The 17,711-nt window shown below is 67.1% G+C and carries 7 protein-coding genes; 4 read left to right on the top strand and 3 right to left on the bottom strand.

All coding sequences use genetic code 11. The annotated features are described in order from the left end of the window. Window positions 1-170: 170 nt before the first annotated feature. The gene (locus BJ970_RS36305) at window positions 171-9,209 is read right to left on the bottom strand and encodes a WXG100-like domain-containing protein (RefSeq protein WP_184733009.1); all 9,039 of its coding nucleotides are present in this window, start codon (window positions 9,207-9,209) and stop codon (window positions 171-173) included. 372 nt (window positions 9,210-9,581) lie between these two features. Then, window positions 9,582-11,009 carry a rifampin monooxygenase gene (rox, locus tag BJ970_RS36300; RefSeq protein ID WP_184733007.1) on the bottom strand — a complete coding sequence of 476 codons (1,428 nt, stop codon included), beginning with the start codon at window positions 11,007-11,009 and terminating at the stop codon, window positions 9,582-9,584. Window positions 11,010-11,662: 653 nt separating this feature from the next. Here rox and BJ970_RS36295 point away from each other — a divergent pair. Further along, window positions 11,663-11,884 (top strand): hypothetical protein, encoded by a 222-nt coding sequence (locus tag BJ970_RS36295; RefSeq protein ID WP_184733005.1) that lies wholly within the window; start codon window positions 11,663-11,665, stop codon window positions 11,882-11,884. Window positions 11,885-12,029: 145 nt separating this feature from the next. Here BJ970_RS36295 and BJ970_RS36290 read toward each other — a convergent pair whose 3' ends face one another. Further along, window positions 12,030-12,695: a GntR family transcriptional regulator gene (locus tag BJ970_RS36290; RefSeq protein WP_184733003.1), complete on the bottom strand. Its 666-nt coding sequence runs from the start codon at window positions 12,693-12,695 to the stop codon at window positions 12,030-12,032. Between the two features lie 109 nt (window positions 12,696-12,804). Between BJ970_RS36290 and BJ970_RS36285 the strand changes: the two genes are divergently transcribed. The 3 genes from BJ970_RS36285 (at window position 12,805) to BJ970_RS36275 (ending at window position 17,677) form a co-directional block, all read left to right on the top strand. Further along, window positions 12,805-13,947 carry an FAD-binding oxidoreductase gene (locus BJ970_RS36285; protein WP_184733001.1) on the top strand — a complete coding sequence of 381 codons (1,143 nt, stop codon included), beginning with the start codon at window positions 12,805-12,807 and terminating at the stop codon, window positions 13,945-13,947. A 375-nt stretch (window positions 13,948-14,322) separates the two neighbouring features. Then, complete coding sequence (locus tag BJ970_RS36280) at window positions 14,323-14,769, top strand: nuclear transport factor 2 family protein (RefSeq protein ID WP_184732999.1); 447 nt, start codon at window positions 14,323-14,325, stop codon at window positions 14,767-14,769. Between the two features lie 520 nt (window positions 14,770-15,289). After that, a complete protein-coding gene (locus tag BJ970_RS36275; protein WP_184732997.1) occupies window positions 15,290-17,677 on the top strand; it encodes an ATP-binding protein in 2,388 nt (795 codons plus the stop codon). Window positions 17,678-17,711: the final 34 nt, after the last annotated feature.

The following is a 17,711-nucleotide window of genomic DNA, read 5'->3' as shown; positions in this document are numbered from 1 at the left end:
GACGGCTTTAGCCACAGTGTTCCCCCTCGTTCCAGACCGACCGCTGCTGCTGAGCGCTCAGGCCCGCGCTGATCGTCTCCAGGACCCTGCGCTGCTCACGCAGCAGCGCACGCGGGTCGGCCCGCGGCCGCTGGAGCAGCGCGAGCTTCACTAGCAACTCTGAGCGGACATCACGGACATTCCGGGCAAACCGCACCAGAGGCCGACGCGTCTTCCGTGGGCACACCACTCCCAGACGCCAATGCGCTCTCCGCGTTCCTGAATTCAGCAAGCCGCTGCAGCCCCCAAGTCGGGCTCATTCCGAACTTAACCCCCAACGACTTGCCCGTGTGAGGCTCGCCCGCGCCACGAGCACGACGCACTTCCGCCCACACCGCCGCCCATTTCTGCTCCACATCCGCCGGGCCGCCCTCCCCTGCCCGCACCCTGAACTCCGCAAGCCGCTGCACACCCCACGACGCGCTCTTTCCGAACTTGGCCCCCAAAGTCGCACCGGTGTGGGACTCACCCGCCTCATCAGCACGTCGCAGCTCCGCCCACACTGTCTCCAAGTTCGCGTCCCGATCCCGCTGCGACAACTCCGCCCGACTCAAACCTCCCTCGCTCGCCCGGAACTCCGCAAGCCGCGCACAGCCCCACGACACACCCTTCCCGAACTTCTTCCCCAACGACTCACCGGTATGGGGCGTACCCGCGTCACGAGCACGACGCATCTCCGCCCACACCGCCGCCCGCTTCCGCTTCACCACATCCGCCCGACTCGTCCCCCCATGACTTGCCCGGAACTCCCTAAGCCGCGCAAAGCCCCACGTCGCACTCTTTCCGAACTTCTTCCCCAATGTCGCCCCGGTGTGAGACTCACCCGCCTCACCGGCACGACGCAGCTCCGCCCACACTGTCTCCAACTCCGCCGCCCGCTTCCGCTTCGCCGAATCCGCCCGACGCACACGACGACGGGACGGACGCTCAGACTCGGCACCCTCATTATCCGAGCCATCAACACGAGCCCTCTTGTGCCTGCTACGGCCACCCACCCCGGAACCGCCCACAGCCCCAACCGACGACAATCCACCCGAATCATGCGCAAACCATTCAATCGAAAGCGGATCCGCCCCCGCTCCGAACAAGCCCACCCCTAGCACATCATCCGTTCGACCGTCCTGAACCTCATCCCAGCCAAGACCGAAATTCCCGACGTTCAACGGGTCAACGAACCACGACTCCGGGTCGCCAAGGAAAGACAAGCCGCCCAGATCATCCGCGAACCCTTCAGCCACAACCACATTCGTGCCTGTCACCGGAAAGTCCGTCATCAGCACATCATCCGTTCGACCAGCCGGAAGCTCGCCCCACCCAAAACCCGATGGGCTCTCCGCCGGGCCGCCGGGCATGTCGCCGACCAAAGCGCTGCCCGCGGACTCCTCGGACACCGCGGCCGCTGCCCGGGGATCGGGTCCTGCTGCGGCACGGATCGCAAACGCGGTCCCCGGTGTGCCGATTCTGGCCGCCAGTTGGCGGGAAAACTGCTTCGCCTCGTCGTGACCAACTTCGTCGATCTTCGCCGCAACCAGTGTCACCACGTCATCCAGTGACACATCCGCATCCCCACGCGCCAGCTTCACCACATCATGCGTGCCCCGCACAATCTCCACGGCCGCATCACGCTGCGCACCCACCAACCGAGCCCACTCAACCTCTCTCCGCAGATCCGACTCCGTCCAACCCGCTACACCGCCCGACTCAACAACCGACTGCGGCCGCTCAGCCGCAGTCACATCCAACGAAGGGACATCCTCCGCCAGCACATTACCCGCAGAATCCGAAGCACGACCAGCAGAACCACTGAAGGCCGCCCTGATCTCGCGAAGCCGCTCCCGCCCCCATCTTTCGCTCTTTCCGAACTTCTTTCCCAACGTCCCACCGCTGTAGGGCTCACCAGCAGCACGTGCACGACGCGCCTCCGCCCGCGCCGCCTCCCGCAACCGCTCCCCCTCCTCCGCCCGCACAGCCTCCGGGGTCGCACCATCCCCACCTCTGATCTCCTTAAGTCGCGCCCGACCCCATCTTTCGCTCATTCCGAACTTCTTTCCCAACGTCCCACCGCTGTAGGGCTCACCAGCATCACGAGCACGACATGCCTCCACCCGCGCCGCCTCCCGCACCCGCGCCGCATCCTGCCCCTGCACCTCGGCAACAGGCTGGTCAGCACTACCCTCATCGCTGAGCTCCGCAAGCCGGGACCTGCCCCATGACCCGCTCTTCCCGAACCGCTGCCCCAACGCCTCACCGCCGTAGGGCTTTCCTTCGGCAAGAGCACGACGTGCCTCCACCCGCGCCGCCTCCCGCACCCGCGCCGCATCCTGCCCCTTCAAATCGGAGCGGCTCACACCGCCCTCAGTACTGATTTCCGCAAGCCGCTGCGCACCCCATGCCGCGCTCCGCCCGAACTTCTTCCCCAACGAGCGACCGGTGTCGGGCTCACCCGCGTCCCGGGCACGACGCGCCTCTACCCGCGCCGCCTCGTGCCCCTGCGAAACCAGCCGGCTCACACCACCCTCGGCCCTGATCTCGTCAAGCCGACGCCAACCCCACGACGAGCTCTTTCCGAACCTGTTCCCCAACGTCCCAGCGGTATAGGGCTGCCCCGCGTCACGAGCACGACGCGCTTCGGCGCGAGCCTCCTCCTTCGACGACTCGGTAGTATCCACCGCCTCGGCCGCGTGTATCACCTCCGGTGCTACCTCGATCGTCGTGTCGCCGGGTTTCCCAAATTCCGGAAAAATCGGGAAATCCTGCGGACCTGAGGGCCTTCGTGCCGCACCCTCATCGACTGCACCATCGTCGTCACGACGCCGCTTGCGCCCGGTGTCCGCGCCGACCGAACCCAACCCCCCTACGCCACGATCAGCCGCACCAAAAGCCAGCATTTCCGCGTCTTCCGCCGCCGCACTCGGCGCACCATCCCATGAATCCGCACCCGCCACAGCACCCGACGACCACCCCGCGACATCAATCGAACCCGAGACGGCCCCGGCCGGTTCGATCCGCCTCGTCATCGGAGCACCGGGCCCCTCGTCGGCCGCAGATACCTCGAACACCGCCGCGTGGGGAGCCGGCCCCGCACCGGCACGGATGGCCAACCCCGACCCCTGGGTACCAAGTCGGTTCGCCAGTTCCCGGGAAAACCGCACCGCCGCAGCATGTCCCTCCGCCTCTACCCGCACCGCAACCAAAGCCACCACATCATCCAACGACACACGCGCGTCCTCCCACGCCAGCGCCACCACATCATGCGTGCCTCGCACAATCCCCATCGCCACCTCACGTGATCCACCCACCACCTGAGCCAACTCGACCTCCCTCCGCAAATCCGACTCCGACCACCCCGCCACACCACCCGACTCAACACCCGACTGCACCCACTCGGCCGCATCGACCGACGAGACTCCCTCCGCCGGAACACCACCCCCAGAACCCGAGGCTCCACCGGCAGAACCACTCGTCTCCTTCCTGATCTCATGAAGCCGCTCCCGACCCCACCTCTCACCGTTTCCGAACCTCCTTCCCAAGGCCGCACCGGTGCAGGGCTCACCCGCATCCCGAGCACGACGCGCCTCCGCCCGCGCCGCCTCCCGCAACCGCTCCTTCTCCGGCCCGCGCACGGCCGGTCGGCTGCCATCCTCGGGCTTGATTTCCGCAAGTCGCTTCTGCCCCCATTTTTCGCTCTTTCCGAACTTCTCCCCCAAGGCCGCTCCGGTGTAGGGCTCACCCGCATCACGTGCACGACGCGCCTCCGCACGCGCCGCCTCCCGGGCCCCCTCCCGCCCCCGCACAGACAACAAGAGCGCACCACCCTCAGATCGGATTTCCGCAAGTCGCTCCTGCCCCCACATCTCGCTCTTCCCGAACTCCTCACCCAACGCCACAGCGTTATAGGGCTCATCCGCATCACGAGCACGGCGCGCCTCCGCCCGCGCCGCCTCCCGCACCTGCCCGGCCTGCCGCTCTCCCGCAGCCGACCAGATCGCACCACCCTCAGGCTTGATTTCCTCAAGTAGCTTCTGCCCCCACGCCTTGCTCTTCCCGAACCTCTTCCCCAACGCGGCCGCGGAGTAGGGCTCGCCGTCGTCCCGAGCACGACGCGCCTCCACCCGCCCCGCCTCCCGCTCCCGCGCCCACTCCTGCTCTCCTCCCCGCATGGCCCGCCGGACTTCATTAACCTCATCCTTGATTTCCGCAAGTCGTGTATCCGCCCACGACCGGCTCATCCCGAACTTCTTCCCCAACGCTGGACCGGTGTAGGGCTCACCCGCGTCCCGGGCACGACGCGCCTCCACCCGCGCGTCCTCCCGCAACCGCTCCTCCTCCGCCCCCTTCCCAGCCGACCAGGGCACATCACCCGCACTCCTGATCTCATCAAGCCGGGCCCGTCCCCACCTATCGGTCTTCCCGAACTTCTTCCCCAACGCTGGACCGGTGTAGGGCTCACCCGCGTCCCGAGCACGACGCGCCTCCACCCGCGCCGCCTCTCGCTCCTCCGCCCACTCCTGCTCCCGCAATGTCTGCCGGTTCGCACCGCCCTCATTCTTGATCTCCGCAAGTCGTGTCTCCCCCCACGACCGGCTCATCCCGAACTTCTTCCCCAACGCAACACCGCTGTAGGGCTCACCCGCGTCACGAGCACGACGCGCCTCCACCCGTGCCGTCTCTCTCAACAACTCCGCACGCTCCGACCGCTCGGCCGCATCCGGCCCTTCCGGCACCGAACCCGCCACGCCACCGGAACCCACCGACAACTCCGCCGGACCTTCAACGGTCGAAAGTGCGCCAGCATCACCATCAGCCAGGCTCACCCCAAACCCGAACAACCCCACTCCACCCGGATCCAGATAACCGCCACTATCACCCGGCACCTCATCAACACCCCACGACAACGGCCCCTCCGACAAGCCACCAACGGCCGCACTACCGCCCGCAAAGCCCGGCAAAGTCGAGAAGCCCTGCCGACCCGAGGGCCCGATCCCCACAGCCTCGTCGGCCGAACCATCGTCACGACCCCACTCACGCCCACTACTCTCACCAAACGAACCCATCCCTCCAACACCAGGACCAACCGCGTCCAGATCGAGGTCCACATCGAAAGCAAACAATCCCGCGTTATTCGACCCCGTCCCCGCCACATCACCCGACGACCATCCCCCAACCTCCGGCGAATCCAATGCGGACTCGACGGCCGGACCAAGCCCCCACCAGGCCAGATCATCAATCGGGTCGGTGGCCGTACCACCGGCCTGACCTCTACTCACAGGCCCCTCGGAGAGCGGAACTTCCGACTGCGGATCCGGCCCCCGCCCCTGCACCTGCTCCGGCAAAGCCGTACCGCTCGCACGACCATCGGCCTTGATTTCCATAAGCCGCAGCCCACCCCACGTCGAACCCTTTCCGAATTTCACCCCCAACGCGGCACCGGTGTAGGGTTCACCCGCGTCCCGGGCACGACGCGCCTCCACCCGCGCCGCCTCCCGCAACCGCTCCCCCGTCCTCTGCGAAGCAGACCGTCCCGCATCACCCTCAGCCCTGATTTCCGCAACCAGGCGCGCCCCCCACGCCGTGCTCTTCCCGAACTTCTCACCCAACTCCGCACCGGTGTAGGGCTCACCCGCGTCCCGAGCACGACGCGCCTCCACCCGCCCCGCCTCCCGCTCCTGCGCCCACTTCCGCTCTTGTTCCTGCGCAGCCCGCCCGGCCACGCCATCCACAGAGTTGATCTCCGCAAGCCGCTCCTTACCCCACGCCACGCTCATCCCGAACCTCTTCCCCAACGCCACACCGGTGTAGGACTCACCGGCCTCCCGAGCACGACGCGCCTCCACCCGCGCCGCCTCCCGCAACCGCTCCCCCTCCGGACCTTGCAAGGAACGTTGTGCCGGACCACTCTCCCCTCTGATTTCCGCAAGCCGCGCCTGCCCCCACCACTTGCTCCTGCCGAGCCTCTTCCCCAACTCCGCACCGGTGTAGGGCTCACCCGCATCACGAGCACGCCGCGCCTCCACCCGCGCCGCCTCCTTCAACGACTCCACGCTAGCCGCATTCTCGGCCGTGTCTACCGCTTCCAGTGCCGAATCCACCTCCGTGCCACCGAGTGCGACCGACCACGATGCAGCACCCCCAGCAATCAAATCCGCACCTCCGACATCACCGAAAACCGCCGCGTCCGTACCAAACCCCAGCAAATCCAGATTTTCAGCCCTGGCCGCCAAATCCAACGGATCCGCACCCGGCACATCACCGACACCCCACGACCAACCCGCACCATCCAATGAATCCGGCAAAACCGGGAAATCCTCCGGACCCGCGGCCCGGCGCGCCGCGCCCTCATCGACCGAACCATCCTCACGACCCCGCTTACGCCCACTGCCCGCACCGACCGAATCCACCCCATCAGCACCACGATCACCCGCATCCACGCCGAAAGCCGCCAGCCCTGCCTCCTCCCCGTCCCTCGACACACCACCCCACGACCATCCCGCCACACCCAACGAATCCAACGCAGACTCCAAGCCCGGATCAAACCCCCACGTCATCGGAACACCCGACTCCTCGGGTCCACCGGCGTGCTCGCCGCGCGCAAGCTCCTCGGACTCCTTCGCCGCTGCCCGCGAATCCGGCCCCGCCCCCGCACGAACGCCCAAGCCCGTCCCCTGCGTACCGAGTCTGGCCGCCAACTCCCGGGAAAACCGCACCGCCTCGTCATGACCGACCGCATCAGCCCGCACCGCGACCAAAGCCACCACGTCATCCAGCGGCACACCCGCATCTCCACGCGCCAGCGCCACCACATCATGCGTGCCCCGCACGATCCCCACCGCAACATCACGGTTCCCACCCAAGGACCGAGCCCGTTCAACCGCACTACGAAGATCCGACTCCGTCCACTCAGGCGTGCCGGCAGCCGTGGAATCGGCACCCGGCGCCGTCGCAGCACTCCCCGCCTCACCCGGTCCCGCAACCACAGCCTCGGCGGGGCTTCCGGGGACCGCAGTCGACGAACTCGCCAAATCATCCAGCCCGAAGCGCCCCCCGCCGACCTGCGGCAAGGCCGCAATCCGGCCGGGCTCGCCCAACGGGCGGGGACGGGAACCGTCGGGAGCGAACTGCATCCACCGCGGACCGCGCCAGCCACTCCCCGGCATCAACGCCACAACATCACGCCCCACCTCGCGCGCCACCCGCGACGACTGAGCAGACGACGCCACCGCAACACCCACACCCTCCCCCGACACCAAAACCACCGGACCCACACCCACATCCCCCGCCCGACCACGCACCAGACCCACAAGCCCAGCACTGGAAACCACCTCAGCCGGCACCGACACCCGCACCGCATCCGCAGGTAACCCCACCGGCTCCGGAACCAACACAGGATCACCCGAAGCCATGGCCCCAGACGGGTCCGGCGGCATTTGCGCGTGCGGCCCACCATCGCTCAAACGAGCCGAATCCGCATTCCCCGCAACCGAATCCGCCCTGGCGGACACCTCAGGAACAGCAGCGTCATTCACGTGGAACAGCGGCTCTGTCACTTGCACATCGTCGACAGCCTCTTGGCTATCCGCCTGGGAGGTTTCGGCGACGAGACGGTCGTCGCGGTGCGGCGAATCGGTACGGGAATCCCCAACCGAGACAACGTGGTCAGAAACCAATGCGCTGCCACGGTATTCCCGTGTAACGTCCACACCAGACGACTCGACATCGGCATGGACATCGCCAGTAACCGCACCGTATGCAGGCGGCGGCATACCGGCACGGGAATCGCCCTCCCTGGAAGCGCCACCGGAACCCGGTGGATCGCTGTGGACGAGGTCCTCGTCCTGAGGCTGACTGTAGGGTGGCGGCGGCGTGCCCGGCCTGCTCTGATCCCACAGCGCGGCCTGCGCATTCGCATCGCCCTCACGCCATAGCAACGGCGCGTTGTCCCGCCGCGTCTCATACGCGCCGACCTTGGACGCCTCGGAGTCCGCACCGGACAGGCTGCTCAGGAAGCCGGACTTTTCTCCCGGCTGCAAAGCGGAATCGGTCTTCAGCTCCTCCGTCGTGTACGCATTGGTGTCTACAGTGGCGGAGTCCTTCTCGCCGTCGGCGGCATTCCGGGCCCGGCCCGCCGGAACCAACTCACCACGCATCGCCAGACCCGCCAGGTTGCCAATACCCGAACCTACCGCCTCCGACAACCCCGCGGTGAACGAGAAGGGATTCCATTGCGCCCCCTGACCACTCAGCGCGCCATACCCCGCCTCGCCGAACATCTCGGTCAAGCCCTCTTCCAGCGACTCCCCCAGACCGTGACCGAACCGCGCCGCCCACATCGCCCGCACCGACATCCCCGCGTAATCATCCACACTCTTGGACACCATATCGGCGAACTTCGCCATCGACGACAACGGATACTGCACCGCGTGCTCCTCCGCAGCATTTTTCGCCGCCGCTGCCAACACCTCAGCATCGATCTTGTCACCCAAACCCCGCACCAACACCTTGGTAATCGCATTACCCACCACATTGCCCAACGCCGACAACGGCACCGCCAACAACGCGCTGAACGAACCCACCCCCACTGCCATGGTCGTCAGCTGCCCATCCCACTTCTTCCGTGTCCCCAACGCGAACTGCGCACCCTGCGCACCCACCTCCACCACCAACTGCATCCCGATCCCCACGACCTGGGCCACCGCCAGCCGCATAAACAGCTGCCCCCACCACCGCGACAACAGAAACCGCATCACCGCAAACCGCGCCGCCAACCACGCCATACTCGCCCCCGCCGTCAGCCCCGCCATCGACACCGCCCACGCCACCTCCCCCAACAGCAACACCAACCCGCCCACCGTCACAAACTTCAAATACTGCACCTGCAACGCCAAACCCCGCACAAACCCCGCCAACTCCCGCAACCCCACACCACCCGACTCCAAAACCGGACCAAACCCCGCCAACCGCTCCGCAAACCGATCCGCCGCCTTGCCCGAAAACCCACCCCGTACCCGACCCACCACCTCCCGCACCACCGGACCCAGCTCCTCCACCGTCGCCGCACCCGACTCCAACCCTTCCGCCACCGCAAACAACGCATCCTCATCCGCATCCGTCATATCCTCACCAGTCAACACCTGAAAAAGCCGCCGCACCTCCTCCGGCACCAACACAGACACACGGTCCACCCAATCAGATCAAGTTCGAAACCTGGCCGAAACGATTACCGCGCTGGGTAGTATGAACCAGCCATACCGCCCGTTTGAACCAGGCACCCCCGACACGCGCAATGATTTTGCGTGTGCCGTTTCTCAAAACCCAACAAAAGGGCCCTCCTGTGCTCATCCGGAGGCGCGCAGGTCCGCAGGCACGAGTCTTTTGGGTAGCTGTGGCTGCCCAAAAGGACTCACTGCCCCCGTACGCAAGTCGCGAAGCGCCGGTCCGGTGATGTACGGGCCAGAGGTCTGTGACCGGACACCGTCGATCCGGGGACTGGGCCGGTGCGCTACCGCACCGGCCGCGTCACACCCCTTCCGGCCACGCCTGCGAACTCAGCCGACGGCGGCGCCGAACCACCGAGGCAGCTGGTCGAGCAGTTCCTGCTGGTCTTCACCGGCCCACGCCACGTGGCCGTCCGGCCGCAACAGCAAAGCGGGCACGTCCAGTTCCTCACTGACGTCGACGACGCGGTCGACCCGATCCTCCCAACCCGCTACCGAAAGCCGGCCCGTCTGGTCGAGCAGCAGCTCGCGGCCGCCGTGCATCAACTCGTAGAGGCGCCCCCGCTTCAGCCCCACGTCCCGCATCCGCCGGCCCAGAAGTTCATGCCCCGCGCCGAAGTCGTAGCGAACCCCGAGCGCGGTGATCTTCTCGATCAAATACCGGTTCACCTCCTCGAAGTCCATCAGCTCCGCCACCAGCCGACGCACTGCCTGGGAACCCGGCTCAAGAGACAGCAGCTCGCCCTGCGCGCGGGTGTTGTCCAGCACGGCGGCGGCCACCGGGTGCCGTTCGGTGTGGTAGCTGTCCAGCAGCCCCTCCGGCGCCCAGCCGCCGACCTCGGCGGCCAGTTTCCAGCCGAGGTTGAACGCGTCCTGGATACCGAGGCCGAGGCCCTGCCCGCCGTACGGCGGGTGGATGTGCGCCGCGTCGCCGGCCAGCAGCACCCGCCCGGAACGGTATCGCTCGGCCAGCCGGGTGGCGTCGCCGAAGCGGGACAGCCAGCGCGGGGAGTGCACGCCGAAGTCGGTGCCGGCGAGTTTGCGCACCTGCTGCTTCAGCTCATCCAGGGTCGGCGGGACCGTGCGGTCCTCGGCCACCCCCTCGGCGGGCGCGCCGAGGCGGTACACCCCGTCCCCGAGGGGCACGGCGCCGAAATTCTTGTGGGTCTTGCGGACCTCGGCTATCACGGCGTTCAACGTCTCCGGCGACGCGGTCAGCTTCACCTCGCCCAGCAGTGTCTCGCGCCTGGTGGGCTCGCCGGGGAAGCCGACGCCGAGCAGCTTGCGCACCGTGCTGCGGCCGCCGTCACAGCCGACGAGGTAGCGCGAGCGCAGCTGCGTGCCGTCGGCCAGCTCGGCGGCCACCCCGTGGTCGTCCTGGCTCAGCCCGACCAGTTCGCACCCGCGCCGGATCTCGACGCCAAGTTTGGTGGCGTGCTCGATCAGCAAGCGCTCGACGGTGGTCTGCGGGATGCCGAGGACATACGGATGCGCGGTGTCCAGCCGCTCCGGCGCCGGCTTGCTGATGCCGGCGAAGAAACCACCGACCGGATACTGCTTGCCGAGCGCCAGGAACCGCTCCAGCAGACCGCGCTGGGCCATCACCTCGATGCTGCGCGCATGCAGGCCGAGCGCGCGGACAACCTTGGTCGGTTCCGCGTCCTTCTCCAGCACGAGCACGTGCACGCCGTGCAGCCGCAACTCGCAAGCCAGCATCACGCCGGTCGGTCCGCCGCCGGCAATAATCACGTCAATCATGAAAATCCCCATTTAACGAGATGAATTTCGGTCGGCTGCTCCGCGCAGTCCGGCGGCGCGTCCCCCGCGGCCCCCATACGTCGACAACAACACACGCACGTCGCGACTCCCATTTCCCCAAGTACTGGCTTCGGCCGACGAATTCTGCGGCACGACCCGGGTCTTGCCGCAAGGCCCCCAGTGCGCTATATGTTGAAGGTGGCAGGCAGTGGTGCTCTCCTTGCCTTTTATTTGTCCGTTGTGGACGGACAAGCTCCTCCCGAAGCAGCGACGCCGCGTACGGCGATGCCGAGGGTCCAGGAAGACCTCCCACGGGCCTCGCGGGCATCCGGGCTACTACCGGGACGGGCGCCATCGTCAACAACTAGGCGTGTGGTCAACGCGCAAGTCCCCCTCGAACACTTGACCCCCACCGGGCCTGCCGCCAGCGCCGGTCGATCGTCCGCTAGCCCAGCACGGCAGACCGGTGCACTACTCAAGCCAAATGTGACTGCGTGTTAAGTAGTTCGCCCCGTACCTGACTCTGGTCCGGACGTCACAGTGGAAAGTGCCCTAAACAGGTCGACCCACCAGACATCCACCGATGAAATCGGGGTGTGACCATGTCCCAGCTCATCCAGCAATCTCACAGTGCGTCACTGGCATCCTGCCTCTTGGACGAACTTGATCGCCGCGCCAAACTCGCCGAGCTCTGCATGAACCACGCGCTCGAACAGCAGTGCTGGGACCTCGTGCAACGGCACCGCCGCGAAGTGCTCGTCGTCCGCGCGGAAATCCATCGGCGCCTGCACTCCCTTGAGGACTTCCCTGGTCACGTCGGAACGCGCCTGGACGACCTGGACGAATGGACCGACGGCACGGTCGGTTCCTATTGAGGCCCGACAGACCCGCGAGGCGCTCGCCCCCCATCGCGGCACCTCCTGCACGGAATACGCCCGGTGATCGAGATTCTCCCGCTGAACCAAGCCAATGACGCGTACCAGAAGATGATCTCCGTCGCCGCGCGCTTCCGCATGGTGCTCACTGCCCGCTGACGAGCGAGTCGGCACCCAGACTGGCCACCATCGCGTCCCGGGCACCGGCGAGGTGCGATTCCATCAACTCGTGCGCACGCGCGACATCGCCGGCGACGATCGCGGCGAGGATCGCGCTGTGCTCGGCCACGATGCGGTCGCGGCCGAGCACCAGCCGCGACTGAACCATCGAGAGATGGATCTCGCCGCTCAGCCGCTCGTAGTGGCTGGTCATCCGCGGGCTGCCGATTGCATCGACAAGGGCCCGATGGAAGCGCAGATCCGCCTCGACGAAGGCACTGTGCGGCCGGCCGGAGTCGATGGCGCGCAGGTCATCGACCGCCCGCGCGGCCCGACCGTGCGCGTCCGGGCGCCCCGCCACGAGCCGGACGACCTCAAGTTCGAGCGGCAGCCGGACAACGAATAGGTCCTCGACATCGGCCGCGGTCAGTTGCGGGACGCGAGCCGGCTGCTGGCGCCCGTTGCGGCGCAGCAGGCCCTCCTGCACGAGCTGGGTGATCGCGACCCGGGCGGTCGGGCGGGAAACTTCGTACTCGGCGGCGACATCGTTCTCCGCCAGGCCGCGACCCGACTCGACCTTCCCGTCGAGGATCTGCGCCCGAAGCGTGTCGACCAACAAGGTAGTGACCGAGATCGTCTCGAGTCGCCCCATGTCACCTACCCGCGCTTCCGCTCGCTACGACGGTCAGGATATCCGCCGCTTCCCCAGCCGTACCTCGCCCGGTATTGACGTGGTAGTCAGGTTGTCATACAACATGACGATGCGAAAGTGGCTGAGGAGAACGGGTCTCAACGAGGCGGCAGCGACCGGCTCCCTGGCAACGCTGCGGCGAGCCCTCGCCGGGGACGGGTCGCTGCTCGACCGCGCGACCGACCGGCTCTCCTACGCCCATGACGCTTCGCATTTCCACCTCGTGCCGACCGCGGTCGCCACACCGAACGATGCCGCAGCCGTCGGCCGTCTGTTCGCCGCGGCAAAGGCCGTCGGGATCGCACTGACGTTCCGCTCCGGTGGCACGAGCCTGTCCGGCCAGGCCGGGACCACCGGGATTCTGGTCGACACCCGATCCCGGTTCCGGTCGATCGAGGTTCTCGACGACGGCCTGCGGGTGCGCGTCGGGCCGGGCGCGACCATCCGCCAGGTCAACGCCCGACTTGCCCGATACGGGCGCAAGCTCGGGCCTGACCCGGCGAGCGAGATCGCCTGCACTCTCGGCGGCGCGGTCGCCAACAATTCCAGCGGCATGGCCTGCGGCACCACGGCCAACAGCTACGCGACGCTCGAATCGATGGTCCTCGTCCTACCCTCTGGCACCGTCATCGACACCGGAGCCCCGGACGCCGATGACAAACTGCGCGCCTGCGAACCGGCGCTCTACGCCGGTCTCGGGCGCCTCCGCGACCAGGTGCGCCACTCCCCCGTTCTGCGGGAACGGATCGAGCAGCAGTTCGCCATGAAGAACACGATGGGCTACGGAATCAACTCGCTGCTGGACTTCTCCCTCCCCGCGGAAATCCTGGCCCACCTGGTCGTGGGCAGCGAGGGAACGCTGGCGTTCATCGCCTCCATCGTCATGCGGACCGTGCCGGTACTGCCCCACACCCGCACCGGACTGCTGGTCTTCGACGACCTCGCCGCGGCGACGGGTGCGCTGCCCGGACTGGTCGCCTCGGGCCCCGTGTCGATCGAACTGCTCGACGCCACGTCGCTGCGTGTCGGCCAACGTGATCCCGCCGCCGACGAGTTGCTGCGGACCCTCGCGGTGGATAAGCACGCCGCACTGCTCGTCGAGTACCAGGCCGCGACACGGGCCGACGTCGACGAGCTGGCCGAGACGGCACGACCCGCACTGGAGGCCTTGCCGATCATCGGGCCCCGAACTCACCGCGTCGGCGACCCATGACCAGGCCGCGGAGATCACCGACGGCAAGCACCAGGCCTTCGCCTCCTGCAACCGCACCTGCGAGCTAGGAATGACCCGCGCCACCGGGCAGCCCTACGTCCACATCCTTGAGCTCGTGGAGCGCGCGACCCGCTGACACCCGCGAGTCCAGACACAGACCCACGGGTATCCCCAAGTAAGACACCAGGGGCGCTTCAAGATCAACTCTCCTAACACCGCGAATCGTCCAGTGTGGACGATGGGTGCACCGTGGAGCTCTACTCGCGCAAACCTTCGACGCCGTCTTCACTGCCGAGGACCGTGCCGGGGAGCTCGCGGCGCCGCTACACTCTAGGATCGCCCCCACGAACCAGTCAGCGATCCGGAGGGCACGCGATGTCTCATCCTCTCGACCCGGCACTTTCCAAGACAGACCGCGAACAGATTTCGGCCAGGCTCCATCGCTTCACCACGGCGCTCGATGAGAAAGACTTCCACGCCTACGCCGACTGCTACACCGAGGACGGCATCCTCGAACTTCCCTGGGGCCAGCATGAGGGCCGCGAGGGTCTCGCCGAGGCCGTCAGCGCCAACTTGGCGAAGTTCCCCCGCACCCAGCACACCACCCGCGACCATGTGATCACCCAGGACGGCGACCGCGGAACCCTGCGGGCCCAGCTCCACTCCGTGCACTGGCGCTCTGAAGCCGACACCGATCCGTGGATCGTCGAAGGCATCTATGACTGCCGCCTCACGAGGACGGCTAGCGGCTGGAAGTTCAGCAATGTGGCCCTCAGCGTCGTATCGCAACAAGGCGGACATGACGAACTAGAAGCCCTGTAGTCGGCCAATCGCGTGCTGCGCCAACGCGGGCGCGGAGTCGTTCGTCGCTACAAGAGCCGGATTGGCACCACCCTGTGGGCCTTCCGCACGGACGCCAGGCGGGACGTCGTCTCCTACCTCGGCTCCTACCACCACGACCGTCTACATTGCACACTCGTCCACCGAACACCCCACGAAACCCGCGAGGTTGCCCCAGATTTCCCGGCGGGGTTGCGGCCGGGGGCGGCGCAGCGGTGGGCGCGCGGGTCGTCGGGGCCGAGCGTGAGACCGTTGAGCAGCTTGGATTTCAGGTACGTGGAAGGCGGCGCGGTAGGTCTCGGGGCCGTCGGCCGTGCCAGGCAGATCGTCGACTGTATGCACCCGGTGATCCCCTCGACCAGGCGGAACGCGGCGACCGTGGCGAGCCAGGCCCGGGGCCGAATTGACATGCGGTCAAACAGCGTGGAACCCTCAGTGACTGTCTGCATCGTCAGTGACAGGGCGGCTCGGGCCTTCTTTGATGAGGCGGGGGAGGCTGGTGATGCCTACGTGTCGTTCCGACTCTGAGTACGCGCACGACCGCGCCTCGGCGATGGGCACGCGCCCCAGTGGGCAGCTACCTGCGGATCTGTGCGGCTTTGTCGGGCGTAGGCGTGAGTTGAGCGAGATCCGGACGATCCTGGGCAACTCCGGGCTGGTGACCCTGACCGGCGTCGGCGGCGTGGGCAAGACCAGCCTGGCGCTACGGGTCGGCGCCCAGGCCCGCCGCGCCTTTCCCGACGGCGTGTGGTTCGTCGACCTGACCAAGATCCGCGACCCGGAACTACTGGGCTGGGAAATGGACAGCTCCGAATTCGTCGCCCACGTCGTGGCCATGGAACTAGGCGCAGCCGAACCCACCCTGCCCGGACTACTCGACCACCTCGCCGACCGAGACCTCCTGCTGATCCTGGACAACTGCGAACACATGATCCCCGGATGCGGACTGCTGGCCAACGCCCTACTGCGCACCTGCCCACGCCTGCGCATCCTGGCCACCAGCCGCGAACCACTGCGCATCCACGGCGAAATGACCTACCCCGTACCACCCCTGTCCACCCCACACCCCGACAACCAACCCACCCTGGCCGACCTCATCGAATCCGAAGCCGCCGCCCTGTTCACCACCCGCGCCAAAGCCGCCGTGCCCACCTTCGAACTCACCGAAACCAACTACCGCGCCGTAGCCGGCATCTGCCACCGCCTCGACGGCGTACCCCTGGCCATCGAACTCGCCGCAGCCTGGCTCCCCACACTCAGCCCCCAACAGATCCTCGACCGCCTCATCGACAGATTCCTCCTACTCACCCGCGGCAGCCGCACCGCACCCGACCGCCAGAAAACCCTCCGAGCCTGCCTGGACTGGTCCTTCGAACTCTGCACCAAACCCGAACGCACCCTCTGGAGCCGCCTATCGGTCTTCGTCGGCGGCTGCGAACTCGACGCCGTCGAAGGCATCTGCACCGACGACGAACTCCCCCAAGCCGCCCTCCTGGACGTCATCGCCGGACTCATCGACAAATCCATCCTCATCTGCGAAGACCACGGCACCACCAAACGCTTCCGCATGCTGGAAACCGTCCACCACTACGGCGAACAACACCTCCACCACACCGGCGAATACGACACCCTGCGCCGCCGCCACCGCGACTGGTACCAGAACCTGGTCGCCCGCGCACGCGCCGAATGGGTCAGCGACCAGCAAGGACACTGGCTCAACCGCATCCGCAGCGTACTGTCCAACCTCCGCGCCGCCGTCGAATTCTGCCTCGGCCAACCCGGCGAAGCCCACGAAGCCATGCGCCTGGTCGTCACCCTGCCCTGGCCCTGCTGGTGGGGCCTGGGCCTGTTCACCGAAGGCCGACGCTGGCTCCACCTGGCCCTGGCCCAAGCACCCCAACCCACCGTCGTCCGCGCCAAAGCCCTCCTCCTCGACGCCGAACTGGCCATCGCCCAAGGCGACACCGACATCGCCCAAGGACTACTCGACCAAGGAAACCGACTCGCCCAACGACTCGGCGACCCCCTCACCCTCGCCTACGCCGCCCACGTCCAAGGCATGGGCGCCCTGTTCGCCGGCGACCTACCCGCCGCCGCCCACGCCCTGCACCGAGCACGCACGATCCTCGCCCACACCGACGAACCCGACCCCAACCTCACCCTGCTGACCCTGCTGCCCTCCGGCGTCACCGCCGGACTACAAGGCGACCACGACCTCGTCCAGGAATGCCGCCGGCACATCCTCACCATCACCCACGCAGGACCCGCATTCCGCCAGGCCATGTGGCTCGTCGGAGTCGCCGCCTGGGCCGACGGCAACACCACCGAAGCCGGCCACTACCAAGAGGAATACCTCCGCTTCAGCCAAGAACAAGGCCTCAATCCGCTCGCCGCTGCGCGGTCCCTGGAGGTGCTGGCCTGGGTCTCAGCCAAGCAGCGACAGTACCAACGGGCCGCCACCCTGCTCGGCGCCGCCGGAGCCCTCTTCCGCGACGTCGGCACGTCGTTCCGCGCTTTCAAACATTTGGTTGGCTTTCACCAAACATGTGCGCAGGAAACGCGCGAAGCACTGGCCGACACCGTATTCGAGGACACCGTGGAGCGCGGTCGCAATCTCACGTATGAGGGCATGCTCGCATACGTTCTCGGGGAGAAGCGGCCGGAACCGGCACCGGCCGGACAGGTCACGGCCCTGCTGACCCGCCGCGAACGAGAAGTCGCCGACCTAGTCGCCCAAGGACACAGCAACAAGGAAATCGCCGCCGCGCTCGTCATCTCCCTACGCACGGCCGAAACCCACGTCGAAAACATCCTCCGCAAACTCGGTTTCACCTCCCGCTCCCAGGTGGCCGCTTGGGCATACACCCAGCAACGCACACGCGATATGTAGTCGAAGCGCCGCCGCCCCGCGCGGCAGGGCGAAG

Origin of the sequence: Saccharopolyspora phatthalungensis (assembly GCF_014203395.1) — a bacterium.
Taxonomy (GTDB): Bacteria; Actinomycetota; Actinomycetes; order Mycobacteriales; family Pseudonocardiaceae; genus Saccharopolyspora; species Saccharopolyspora phatthalungensis.
The sequence above is the reverse complement of the archived record's forward strand: the minus strand, read 5'-3'. Positions and strand labels throughout refer to the sequence as shown.